Below are 12,842 nucleotides of genomic sequence, written 5' to 3'. Positions count from 1 at the left end.
TTTCATTCGTGGCCGAGTCGGCCTCAGGGGATATGGGAGGGCATTCATGAGCATTCGAAATCCGTCTCCCTCGTTATACAACGAGGATCTTGCACCCGCCGAGGAGCGCAAATGGGGTGCGTTCAGTATCTTTAACGTCTGGACATCTGATGTTCACAGTCTGTGGGGCTACTATCTGGCGGCAAGCCTGTTCCTGCTGTGCGGCAGCTTCGTCAATTTCGTCATCGCCATCGGCATCGGCTCGCTCGTCATCTTTGTGCTGATGAGCCTGGTCGGCAATGCCGGCGTGCGCACCGGCGTACCCTTTCCGGTTCTGGCGCGCGCCTCCTTCGGCACGTTCGGCGCCAACGTTCCGGCCCTTGTCCGGGCGGTGGTCGCCTGCTTCTGGTATGGCGCGCAGACCGCCGCCGCATCCGGCGCCATCGTCGCTCTTCTGATCCGAAACGAGAGCCTGCTCGCCTTCCATCAGAACAGCCATATGCTCGGCCACTCCACCCTCGAACTCATCTGCTACGTCATCGTCTGGGCGCTGCAGCTGCTGATCATCCAGCGGGGCATGGAAACGGTTCGCAAGTTCCAGGATTGGGCCGGTCCGGCCGTCTGGATCATGATGCTGATCCTGGCCGTCTATCTGGTCGTCAAGTCGGGTACCTTCTCCTTCGGCTCGGAAATCCCGCGCGACGTGCTGATCGAGAAGACCAAGGATGCCGGCGTGCCGGGCGAGCCCGGCTCGATCGCAGCACTTGCCGCGGTGGCCGCCACCTGGATCACCTATTTCGCAGCGCTTTACCTGAACTTCTGCGATTTCTCGCGTTACGCCACGAGCGAAAAGGCGCTGCGCAAGGGGAACCTCTGGGGTCTGCCCATCAACCTCCTGGCGTTCTGCCTTGTCGCGGGTGTGACGACCACCGCCGCCTTCACCGTCTATGGCGAGGTCCTGCTGCATCCGGAAATGATATCGGCGAAATTCGACAGCTGGTTCCTGGCGCTGCTTGCGGCGCTGACATTCGCCATCGCAACGCTCGGCATCAACGTCGTGGCGAATTTCGTTTCGCCGGCCTTCGACTTCGCCAATGTCTTCCCGCGACAGATCAACTTCAAACGCGGCGGATACATCGCCGCATTGATTGCGCTGGTGCTTTATCCGTTTGCTCCCTGGGAAACGGGGGCGGCGCATTTCGTCAACTTCATCGGCTCGACGATGGGGCCGATCTTCGGCATCATGATGGTGGACTACTACCTCATCCGGAAGAGCCAGCTGAATGTCGAGGCGCTCTACCATGGGAATGGCGAGTTCCGCTTCCAGAGCGGATGGCACGGCAACGCTTTCATCGCACTCGCTGTGGGCGCGCTCTTCTCGTCGATCCTGCCGACCTTCACCTCGATCCTGCCGGATTGGTGGGGCACCTATGGCTGGTTCTTCGGCGTCGGAATCGGCGGGGCGATCTATTTCGTGTTGAGAATGGGTTCCCGGCGCAATCCGGCCTTCGCCTCCTGACAAACGAAAGGCGCCCGGCAATGCCGGGCGCCTTTTCCTGTCGAGTGCCTGCTGCCGTCCGTGTCAGCGCCGTGCGGCAACCGCATGCACCGGCGCACGGGCCGTGGGTTGCGCCATCGTTCTCGCTGTCGAACGCAGGGCCGCGGACTGGCCGGAAGCGGCGTCGTCGAGCCTGAACTGGGCGATGAGTTCACGAAGCGTCTGCGCTTGCTGGGCGAGTGAATCGGATGCCGCCGTCGACTGTTGCACCATGGTCGCGTTCTGCTGCGTGGTCTGGTCCATCCGGTTGACCGCGACATTGACTTCGCTGAGTCCGATGGACTGTTCTTTCGCAGAGGTTGCGATCGAATCCATATGGTGATTGATCTGGGTGATGAAGCCGCCGATGGTCTTCAGGGCCTGGCCGGTATCGCGGACGAGCTTGACGCCGCTTTCAACTTCCTTCGAAGAGTTCTGGATCAGGCCCTTGATTTCCTTGGCAGCACTTGCCGAGCGCTGGGCGAGTTCACGTACTTCCTGGGCGACGACCGCGAAGCCCTTGCCGGCCTCACCGGCACGGGCGGCTTCCACACCGGCATTGAGGGCGAGAAGATTGGTCTGGAAGGCGATTTCGTCGATGACGCTGATGATGTTGGAAATCTGCTGCGACGAGGTCTCAATGCGCCCCATCGCCTCTTCGGCATGGGAAACGACTTCCGCGGAGATGCCGGCGCTGCGATTTGCCTCGGTGGCCACCGTCCGCGTCTCCTCGGTCCGTTTGCTGGAGTTCGCCACGTTTGCGGTGATCTCTTCCAGTGCGGCTGCCGTCTCTTCGAGTGACGCCGCCTGCTGCTCTGTGCGCTTCGACAGATCGCTCGCGCCGGAGGAGATTTCCCGTGTGCCTTCGTCGATCGTGCCGATGCTGTCGGAAATTGCTCGGAGCGTCGCGCCAAGCTGGTTGACGGACTGGTTGAAGTCGTGGCGCAGCGCCTCGAAGTCCGGCGCGAAGGCCTCGTTGAGCTGAAAGGCAAGGTCGCCTGCGGCCAGCCGCTTCAGACCGGCGGCGAGACCCGAGGTGGCGATGCGCAGCCGCTCCGAGGCATCGGCCTCCGCCTGCTTCTGGGCTGCTATGCGATCGGCCTCCGCCCTGTTGCGGCTTTCCTCGGCGTCCAGTGCCATCCGCTTATTCGTGATCGCGGCTTGGCGGAAGATCTCGACGGCTCCCGCCATCGATCCGATTTCGTCAGCGCGGTCGGCAAACGGAATCTCCGCATCGGTGTCGCCGTCGGCCAGCCGCCGCATTGCAGCGGTGATGCCGGTAATCGGATTGGCGATGCCCGTCAGCACGAAGGCGACGGCGCCGATAACGACCAACCCGGCAACGCTGATTGCGACGAGCAGATAGAATTCGATGGAATCGAAGGTTTCTTTGCTGAGCGCCGCAGCCTTGTTGCTGCCGCTGACGTCCAATTCGACCAGGGTCGTCGTGGCTTCCTTGAGCTTGTCCGAATAGGAGCGCATCTCGCCGCCCAGATATTGCCCGGCCTCTTCAGTCTTGTTGGCGCGGGAAAGGGCGAGCAGCTGCGAGCTGCTGCCGATGTAGCCACCGACGCTCTCCTTGATCGTCTTGATCAGTTCGCGTTCGTGGTCCGATGATGCCAGCGGGAGATAGGCATCCACCGATTTGCCAACCGTATCCTCGGCGACTTTAATGGCCTCTTCGCGTGTTTTCTTTTCCGCCTCTGTCTGAGCGATAATGTGATCGCGGTAAGCGAGGCGCAAATTCGTCATGGCGAGATTGATCGATTGCGAAGCCTGCACGCTCGGCAGCCAATGGGTCGCGATTTCTTCGGTGGAACCGTTCGTGTTTCGAAGACCGTCGACCGCAAGATAGGCGACGAGACCGAAGAGAAGAGCTATGCCGCTGAAAATAAACAGCAAACTCGATTTAATGTTTGGACGACGCATTGAAAGTCCTCGATCGAACGGTCCGGCCACATGCCGCTTGGCTAGGGACTTTTGTACAGAAAAAAATTTAACGATTTGCTCAATTTGTAAAATGCGTCTTAACAGCCTGACGTCGCTTTTGCGCAGAACATATCCCCATCACGCCGGAAATGTTTATCGATGCGTCAGAGAGTTGAGAGGAGCCAGACATAATGAAGTCGGTTGATGCCTCTCCCCGGGCGGAGCAGGCCCACTCAGCCTCGCATAGAGGCGGATGCATGTTTTACAAAATAGCATTATGATCGACGCGGCGCCTGCCGGGCGTCGGGTGCGGATACGTTCCGCGCGGGAGCGGGAGGACGGCAGGATTGGAACGGCTGAAGGATCTGGACAGTGTTTCCCCGCAGGCCGGCAGCGGCACTGCATCGCCGCCGTATGAGCGGCGCGGCGTCGTGGCCGCCGCCGTGTATCAGCACGGGCAGCGCATTCGCGACATCCGCATAGAAGAGGCGGGCGAATGGCGCAGTCGGGAGAATGCAGTCGTCTGGATCGGTCTGCACGAGCCGGACGAAGTGCTGCTGCATCAGGTTCAGGCCGAGTTCAATCTCCATGCCTTGGCGATCGAGGACGCGGCACAGCCCCACCAGCGCCCGAAGCTGGAGATTTATGGGGACGCAATGTTTATCGTCGCCCGGACCGCTCACATGAAGGATGACGAAATCATCTTCGGCGAAACGCATTTGTTCGTCGGCCGCGGTTACGTCGTCTCGGTTCGCCACGGGGATTCGTCTTCTTATCTGGCGGTGCGGCAGCGATGCGAGGCAACGCCCGCGGCGCTGGCTCACGGCGAGAATTACATTCTCTATTCCATCCTCGATTTCATCGTCGACAACTACATGCCGGTCATCGAGGTCGTGCATGAGGAGGTCGAGAAGCTTGAAGATCTGGTGCTGCGCGAACAGCTCGCAAAGGCCGATATCGAGCGGCTTTACCTGTTACGCCGCAAGCTGCTGCGGCTGCGCAATGCGGTGGTGCCGCTCGTCGACGTCTGCCGGCGCTATGAGCATATCGATCTTCCCGGCATGGATCCGACGCTGCAGTCGCTGTTTCGCGACGTGACCGATCACGTGCGCCGGGTTCAGGAAGATATCGACGCGCTGCGCGAAGTGCTCGCCTTTGCCTTCGAGGCCAGCGTCATGATCGGCCAGACGGAGCAGACGGCGATTGCCCGCAAGCTTGCCGCCTGGGCGGCAATCCTCGCCGTCCCGACGGCGATCGCCGGCATTTACGGCATGAATTTCAGCGATATGCCGGAACTGAAAACCCAGTATGGCTATTTCGTCGTGCTCGGCGTCATCGCCGTCTTGTGCCTCGGCCTGTTCGGCTTCTTCCGCCGGAGGAAGTGGCTCTAAAGCGCATCGCGATTAACTTGATTGTTGCGCCGCGTTTAGCTCTTTGTTTTCATGCATGTCGTTATCGGGGAACTGCCGCGTACGTCGCGGCGCCATGCATGAGAACAAGATGGTTTTGGCCCGGGTCGGCCTAAAAGTGAAAGGCCACGCCGATGATCGGTCCCTGCTCGACGACGTCGAAGACAAACCCGTCATTGTCGTAATTCACACCGACCGCCCGGTAGCCGGCGACCGCCGAGATCGTGTCGTTGAATTTGTAGCCGAGGGCGAGCGAGACGTCCCAGTCGAGATCGGCGCCGCCGGCGCCCACCAGGCCCCATCCGGTCACATAGATTTCGGGCGTGAAGAAGTAATTGCCCCGGATACCGGCGAGGGCGTCGACCCAGGTCGCGCCGTCGTCCGCTTCGCGGCCGCCGAGTAGGCCACCATTGAATCCTATCGTCGTGTCGACCGACCAAACACGGACGCCGCCGACGACGTCGAGATGCCCTGACTGGTTCTCTATCACGGAATATCCGGCCCCGAGCAGTCCGGCGAAGGTCTTCGAGGTCACGTCGACGCTGTCGGCAAGGATTCCGTTTCGCGTGCTCGCGTCCGCTCCGAGTTTGGTGTACATGATGTCGGCAAAGATGCTGAAACGGTCGTAGCGCGCTTCACCCGCAGCCATGAAGGCGAAGTCGAGGTTCTCCAGTATGTCGTCGAAGCTGGAGTCGATGTGGACTTCCGGCAAGCCAAACTGCGCCATGTCTCCCGACAATCCGGCAGCCCAGAAATATGGGGCGACCGTATAGGTCCAGCCGCTTTCGCTTTCAATCACCTTGGCTTCCGGAATGCCCGGCGCGATGTCGGCGGGATATGCTGAAGACGCAATGCCAAGGCCGGCGCACAACACGGCGGTTCGCAACAATAAAATCCGCATACAGTCCCTCATTTGCCTAAGACGGAATCGCTCCGTCTATATCCCCCATAAAACATGCAGTAAAAATCTGCTCATGGCCATGTATATTACAGTAGTCTCTGTCCGCGACGTCAGCGTTTGCAGCTCGGCGCCGGTCGGGTCTGATCGCAATTTTGGGGCGCGGTCGGCGAGGTGCCGCCTGTGCCCGCGAGGCTTCCGACATGGGTTGCGTAGTTGTCACGCGTGTCCTGATCGACAACGGCGACGGGCGCGGCCAGAACCAGACCGGCGACATTTCCGGCGGCCGCCGCCGCCCCCGTTGTTGCAACGAGGATCTGGTCCCCCAGTCCGACCCTGCTATCCGTCAACGTCTGCCCCTCGGAGATGCGCTGGCCGATGAGTTGGACGATCTCAGGCGATTCCGCGAACTTGCCATGGTTCATCCTGTCGCCGGATTTGATCTTGGTGAGATCGATAACCATGATCTTGTTGTCTTCAAGCTCCTTCTTGTACGGAGCTTGCTCCGGGTCGATCGCACCAAGCCGGGAGACGTCGCCCCAGACGCGGCGCGAAAAAGCCAGCGCTTTGTCGTCGCGCGATACGAACAGTGTGAACTGCGGATGCTGCTTACCCATGTCGGCGATTTGCTGGCCGAAGACATCGACGTCGACGTCGGGTGCCGCGAGCATGACGTTCTTGAATTTCTGCGGCAGGCGGCCGTTGCGGATGGCCATCTGGCGCAAGGATTCCAGCGCCAGCCAGTTGCCCATCGAATGCGCGAGAATAGAGACCTCCTTCACCTCGGCGTCTTTAGCCAGATATTGGAAGAGCGTTTCCAAAGCGTTGCGCGTGTAGTTGGTACTCTCACGGTCGTAGCCGTAAGCGAGCAGACTGCCGCGCGAAGGCCATGTGACGAGTATCGGTGCACTATGGACGCCGGAATCGTGGACGATTTGCGCGAAACGGTAGACGGCATCCTCGAACCGATTATTGAAACCATGGATGAACACGAGGACGCTGCCGTCGGGCGTTTTCCTGACGCTCGTGCTCAGCCATTTCCTGGCTGCGGCGATATCGAGATCGTCGGCCTTGACGGTGGCGAAGTCGGTGGCGGGATTGGACGGCAATCTCTTCGGCCAGGCGACCTGTCCGTCCTTGCGAAATTTGCTCGGCGGGATGGATATCGTCATGTCGGCGAAGGCGGGTGCCCGCGCGCGTTCTCCGTTGAACATCTCACCGGGAACCGCCGACCGGGTGCGCGTCGTCGCGATCAGCATGTCGACTTTCGTCGATTGTGGGGATGTGTCAGCCACAGGGGTCAGAACGTCCTTCGGATGGCCGCCACATCCTGGAAGCAGGACAACGACGACACAGACAACAAACCAACGACACCAGCTCTTTGGAGCCGACGCCACTCCACCATCAATGCTGCGCACAGATCGCCCTCAGTTGGAACCCAACACACGCAAAGCCATCAACCCACTCCGGGCAACCCGCTCAGGCAAGAAAACCTAACCTTCAAAAGACGCCGAGCGCCCGGCACTTCCGGTATGTTCTGTGTCGCGAGGCCGTCTTCGAGGTGGATCGTCGAAGAGATGGGATCATGCTGCCCTGCTGCGAGGTAATAGCGCTCCAGCAAACGCCGCAGAGGCTCAGCCTCTATCCGAACGACTGGGTCGTCCTGTTTAAAATCGTCGTTACGCTTGAAGACTTCGACCGCGATGGTGTAGCTCTTGCGCCCGACATCGGGAAATTCCGGGCTGGCGATGATGGTCTCAAGTTGAGCACGAATATCATCGGGAACCGGAGCAGGGCGTGACAGTGAGCGCGCAGTATTAGGCTCCAGTAGCAATTTGCTCTGCACGGTCTGCACCTCACCCGCTCTTGAGGGACGATTCCATCAGGAATTATGTTAGATGCGCTGAATGAAACTTACCGCAGAAACCGATGGCAGTCCACTAAGCGCACTCTGGTGATCTTATTTCCTACAATACGACATTACATGCTCGCAACATAAGAAACGCAATCAATAATGTCATTGAAACCGTGATCGATGACAGCAATGACGGATGCAATACGCCGTAGGTTACAGTTACATACTTGCGGTTTTGCGATCTCCGCTCACGATCCGCACCTACGGCAACCCAGTTCCATGAGGACGGCGGGCTGCGGCACTACGGCTGCGGTTCAACGGGGGACATTATGACATTGCTTCGGAAACCGGCCTCGTTAATCATGATAACCCTGACCACATCGGTGGCAAGCGGCGGTTTGGCCCACGCTCAGCTCTTCGAAATTCCGAAGGCCATAACAACCCCCGACAAGGTCGAAACGCGGATCGGCACGCTCGAATTCAAAGACGGCGCTCCGAGCGCGGAAACAGCGGCAAAGGTTCGCGACACTCTCGATTTCACCCACGGTCTGGACGCATTCCTGAACAGCTACGGCGGCGCGTCGGCCTATAGCCTGCAACAGGGCTTCAACAGTATCGGTGCAGACGCGAATGCGGTCGTCATTTTTCCCCAGTTGATGGACTCGAAATCCCTGTTCCTCACGGCCAACGCCGACACGATCTACTACATGTCGATCATCGACCTTACAAAAGGACCGGTGGTGATCGAGCAGCCGCCAAAGGGTCTCGGTACGATTAACGACATGTGGTTCCAGTGGATCACCGACATCGGGTTTCCTGGTCCCGATCGTGGCGAGGGAGGAAGATATTTGATCCTGCCGCCAGGGTATGATGGGCCAGCGCCCGATGGTGGCTTCTACGTGGCGAGGTCTAAGACCAACAGGGTGCTATATGCCTCGCGGGCCTATCTAACCGATAACAACCCGGAGCCGACCGTCAAGCTGATCAAGGACAAGCTCAAGATTTACCCGTACACGCCGGGAGGCTTTGGAACGAGTATCGCCACGGCGCTCGAAGGTAATGTTAAACTGGAAGTCAATCCTCCCGTTCCGGAGACCAAGTTTATCGAGGCTAGTGGAAAGGCGTTCAACACCATTCCTCCGAACGATTATTCATTCTTCGAACTAATCAACGAAAGCGTGCAGCAGGAGCCGGCCAATTCCTATAATCCCGAGCTCGCCGGGCAGCTAGCAGCTATTGGCATTGTGAAGGGAAAAGACTTCAGCCCTGACACGCGGATGAAGAAAATTCTCACCGATGCGGTCGCTGTTGGAAATGCCACCGGGCGAACGTTGAACTGGCGCGCCAGTGAAGTGCCGGGCTGGGCCTACTATCCCGGCTCTTCCTGGGCCAATATGTTGTGGGAAGGGGGCGCCAACTTCGAAACGCCGCCGCCAATGATCGGCAAGGAAGGGCTGTTTGAACCCCTGCCGCCGACGGGTGCACGCACGCTCGATTCGAAGACGGCGTTCTATTACGCGTATACCCTCGACTCTCCGGCCATGATTATGCGTGTTCCGCGAGTGGGCTCACAATATCTGATGGGCTTCATGGACAGTGACAGAAAATATCCCGATGGCGGCAAGACCTACAAGGTGACGCTGCCAAAGGACATCCCAGCGGAAGCATTCTGGTCGTTCACGCTCTACGACAACCAGACCCGGTCGATGCTGGATACGCCGCAGCGCTATCCGCGTGCCGGAAGCCAGAGCTATCCGTCACCAGCCGCCGAGCCCGAGGCAGACGGTTCAACAACGATCTATTTCGGCCCCAAACAGCCGCAAGGCGTCAAGCGCGGAAACTGGATCCAGACCGTCCCCGGCAAGGGTTGGTTTACACTACTGCGCCTCTACAGCCCGCTGGAGACGTTCTTCACCAAGGCGTGGCGCCCGACTGAGATCGAGGAAGTTCGCTAACACCCGCACCCCGTAAATAAAGGACTGCTGAAGATGCGCCGATCGAACCAACTCGTACTGTTGCTCTCGTCGACATTCCTGACGCTCTCTGTCACGGCAGTGTCCGCACAGGAACGGCACGCCTACTTCGGACAGACCCACCAGCATACGAGCTGGTCGCTTGACGCCTACATCATCGGAAACACGGTGACGGGGCCGGAGGAGGCATACCAATACTCGATGGGGCAGACCATCAAGCATCCGGCGGGCTTCGACGTGAAGATCAAGACACCACTGGATTTCCAGGGTGTGACGGATCACTCGGAATATGTTGGCGTCGTCCGTCTTGCCAACGATCCCACGTCTCCGATCAGCAAGCTCCCGGTTGCCGCGAAACTGAAGGTGACCAAAGACAATAGCGCCACGAAAATCTTCGAGTTTCTGGCGGATAGCATCGCCAGCCACAAGCCGCTCACGGAACTGGTGGATCCGGCTGTTGTTGGGTCTGTGTGGAAGCAAAATGTTGCCATCGCCGACAAGTACAACAAACCAGGCCAGTTCACCGCCTTCTGCTCGTACGAGTGGACGTCGATGCCGAACAACCAGAACATGCACCGCAACGTCTTCTTCAAGGACTGCGCAAAGGTCCCCGCGGCGCCGTTCTCCGCCCTCGAGTCAGACCATCCCGAAGACCTCTGGACTTGGATGGACGGCCAGCGAAAGGCCGGCAACGAGGTGCTGGCCATCTCCCACAATGCGAACCTGTCCAACGGCATCATGTTTCCGACAGATGTCGACAGCAAGGGCAATCCGCTCGATGCCGCCTGGGCGCAGCAGCGCATGACCAACGAGCCGCTGACGGAACTCAAGCAGGCAAAGGGGGCCTCCGAGACGCATCCTGATCTCTCGCCGAACGACGAGTTCGCCAATTTCGAGATCATGAATTACCTGATCGGGATCGACAACAGTACGTCCAAGCTGCATGGAAGCTACGCGCGCGAAGCCTACGAGAACGGTTTGGCTATGCAGGCCACCCGCGGCTACAACCCCTACAAGTTCGGGGTGGTCGGGGCAGGCGACTCGCACAACACCGTCACCGCTTACTCGCAGTCCAACTTCTTCGGCGATCACGGGCTCGTTGACGCGACGCCGGCCGCACGACTGGCCGGCAAAGTCGCGTCCGGCATGAACATTATGGAGACTGGGACCTCGGGCCTGACCGTCGTTTGGGCGGAACAGAACACGCGTGATTCCATCTTCAACGCGATGCAGCGCAAGGAGGTCTATGCCACCAGCGGTGTGCGGATCCAGGCGCGCATGTTTGGCGGCTGGGACTACGACAAAGGCGTTCTTGCCAACGCGGACTGGGCAAAAACCGCATACGCCGGCGGCGTCCCGATGGGCGGCGATCTTCCTGCGGCCGATGACAAGGTTCCCACGTTCATCGTTGCTGCGGTTAAGGACCCCGATGACGCCAATCTCGATCGTATCCAGATCGTCAAGGGCTGGACCAAGCAGGGTCAGATCTTCGAAAAGATATTCGACGTCGCCTGGGCAGGAAGCCGCCAGCCCGATCCGGTTACCGGCAAACTCCCTCCGGTGGGAAGCACCGTCGATATCACGAAGGCGACCTACACCAACGATATCGGCGCTGTGGAACTGAAGGCGGTGTGGAGCGATCCGGAGTTCGACCCAAGTCTGCACGCCTTCTACTACTCGCGTGTCTTGCAGATCCCGACGCCGCGCTGGAGCACCTACGACGCCGTGAAGCTCGGCATCCTTCCCCCTAGCAGCGTGGCCGCCACGGTTCAGGAACGCGCCTGGACGACGCCGATCTGGTATACCCCGACGCCCGCGGCCGTCGCCAAGGCCGAGCGCGGGCTGATCGTCGACGATCTGACCAAGGCAGGAGCCGTCGCGCTCACCAACGATCAACTGAAGGAACTCGTCGTTGGGAAGACGTTGAAAGTTCGTAACAGGGTCACCAACCAGAATTTCGATGTCCTGTTCGGTGAGCATGGTCAGCGCGTCATAACCGAGCTGAACGGTGGTCAACCCAGCGCGGACGATGTTCTGCAGATCATGCATCCGAGCACGTCGGGATCGTCGGCCGATTATGCAATCAAGGACGGCCACATCATCACGACGATCGATGGAACTCCGTTCGAGCTGACGGTCTATACGTCCGGCGATAAGTACGTGGCCGCCAGGAGCAATGAATTCGGCTATGCGAACTACGAAGTCCAGGCCGTAATTCGATAAGGAGGCGGGCCAGTGAAACTGCCTCCTGAAGAAAGACCTGAGCACTTCGGCAATGCAGACGGCGGCGACCATAACGCCTCGGGGAGATTGCGGCGACTTGTCAGCGAGCCGCTGCTCCACTTCGTCGCCGCCGGAGCCTTGCTGTTTGGAGGCTATAATGTGCTGACGCCAGCGCGGGATGACGCGGCGACCATAAACCGGATCGTTCTGACCAAGGACGACGTCCGGCAACTGGCGATAAGCTGGCTGGCGCAGGGAAGGTCGACCCCGACGCCGGAACAGGTGCGCGGCCTCGTCGATCAGAAAGTGACACAGGAAATCCTCTTTCGGGAAGCCGTCGCCCTCGGGCTTGATCGCGACGACGAGGTGGTCAAGCGCAGGCTGGCGCAGAAGATGGACTTTCTGGCCAGCGACGTAGCCGCCCTGCAGGAGCCTACCGACGTGGAGCTGAAGGACTGGTTCGAGAAAAATTCGGATACCTTCGCGCTCCCTGCACATGCGACGTTCCGACATCTCTATTTCTCGACGGACCGGCACGGGAAAGAAACAAAGGAGGCGGCAGCAGCCGCTCTGGCTCTAATCGAGGGGAAGTCTCCCGAATCCAGCGAAGTGGCCGCAATCGGCGATCCCTTCATGTTCCAGAGCAATTACGGCGACGCCACTCCCGATCAGATGGCGAAGGAATTCGGGCCGGAGTTCTCCAAGACACTCTTCCAGCTCGCTCCGGGCAAATGGGCCGGACCGGTCAAATCGGGATACGGCTGGCATCTCGTCTGGATCGACTCCATCGAACCAGGCCGGATCCCAACCTACGCCGAGGTGATGCCAAACGTGAAGGCGGGCTGGATCGACGACAAGTATCGCGAGATCAAGAACTCGGCGCTGGATGAAATGCGGTCACGCTACACGATTGTCGTGCCGCCCATCGACGCCGCCGACTTTCAGGACTTGCGGGTGCCGCCAGGCTTCAACCTCGGGCTTGAGGTGTCGGCGCAATGAGGCGCGCGTGGATATTGTCCAGGGGCTTTGGGGATCTGTT

The 12,842-nt window shown here is 59.6% G+C and carries 8 protein-coding genes and 1 pseudogene; 5 read left to right on the top strand and 4 right to left on the bottom strand.

Annotated features, from left to right (window positions below; genetic code table 11):
- Positions 1-46: 46 nt before the first annotated feature.
- A complete protein-coding gene (locus ATY75_RS00795; protein ID WP_088936061.1) occupies positions 47-1,498 on the top strand; it encodes an NCS1 family nucleobase:cation symporter-1 in 1,452 nt (483 codons plus the stop codon).
- Between the two features lie 63 nt (positions 1,499-1,561).
- Here ATY75_RS00795 and ATY75_RS00790 read toward each other — a convergent pair whose 3' ends face one another.
- Positions 1,562-3,445, bottom strand: coding sequence for a HAMP domain-containing methyl-accepting chemotaxis protein (locus ATY75_RS00790; protein WP_088936060.1), 1,884 nt, complete (start codon positions 3,443-3,445; stop codon positions 1,562-1,564).
- A 347-nt stretch (positions 3,446-3,792) separates the two neighbouring features.
- Here ATY75_RS00790 and ATY75_RS00785 point away from each other — a divergent pair, with 347 nt between their 5' ends.
- The gene (locus ATY75_RS00785; RefSeq protein WP_064844351.1) at positions 3,793-4,836 is read left to right on the top strand and encodes a magnesium and cobalt transport protein CorA; all 1,044 of its coding nucleotides are present in this window, start codon (positions 3,793-3,795) and stop codon (positions 4,834-4,836) included.
- A 130-nt stretch (positions 4,837-4,966) separates the two neighbouring features.
- Here ATY75_RS00785 and ATY75_RS00780 read toward each other — a convergent pair whose 3' ends face one another.
- The 3 genes and pseudogenes from ATY75_RS00780 to ATY75_RS00770 form a co-directional block, all read right to left on the bottom strand.
- Positions 4,967-5,755, bottom strand: coding sequence for a hypothetical protein (locus tag ATY75_RS00780; protein WP_088936059.1), 789 nt, complete (start codon positions 5,753-5,755; stop codon positions 4,967-4,969).
- Between the two features lie 110 nt (positions 5,756-5,865).
- A complete protein-coding gene (locus tag ATY75_RS00775; protein WP_245317528.1) occupies positions 5,866-7,056 on the bottom strand; it encodes an alpha/beta hydrolase in 1,191 nt (396 codons plus the stop codon).
- Between the two features lie 272 nt (positions 7,057-7,328).
- Positions 7,329-7,607, bottom strand: a pseudogene (locus ATY75_RS00770) (adenylate cyclase); the annotation flags it as partial.
- 329 nt (positions 7,608-7,936) lie between these two features.
- Here ATY75_RS00770 and ATY75_RS00765 point away from each other — a divergent pair.
- From ATY75_RS00765 to ATY75_RS00755, 3 genes are all read left to right on the top strand, one after another.
- Positions 7,937-9,562, top strand: a complete 1,626-nt coding sequence (locus ATY75_RS00765; RefSeq protein ID WP_088936057.1) for a DUF1254 domain-containing protein — start codon at positions 7,937-7,939, stop codon at positions 9,560-9,562.
- Positions 9,563-9,595: 33 nt separating this feature from the next.
- The gene (locus ATY75_RS00760; RefSeq protein WP_088936056.1) at positions 9,596-11,803 is read left to right on the top strand and encodes a DUF3604 domain-containing protein; all 2,208 of its coding nucleotides are present in this window, start codon (positions 9,596-9,598) and stop codon (positions 11,801-11,803) included.
- Between the two features lie 87 nt (positions 11,804-11,890).
- Positions 11,891-12,802, top strand: coding sequence for a peptidylprolyl isomerase (locus tag ATY75_RS00755; RefSeq protein ID WP_245317527.1), 912 nt, complete (start codon positions 11,891-11,893; stop codon positions 12,800-12,802).
- Positions 12,803-12,842 lie beyond the last annotated feature (40 nt).

It is taken from the genome of Rhizobium sp. N122 (assembly GCF_002211295.1).
Classification (GTDB): Bacteria; Pseudomonadota; Alphaproteobacteria; order Rhizobiales; family Rhizobiaceae; genus Rhizobium.
Note: the sequence above shows the minus strand (reverse complement) of the source record. Positions and strands in the feature narration are given on the sequence as shown.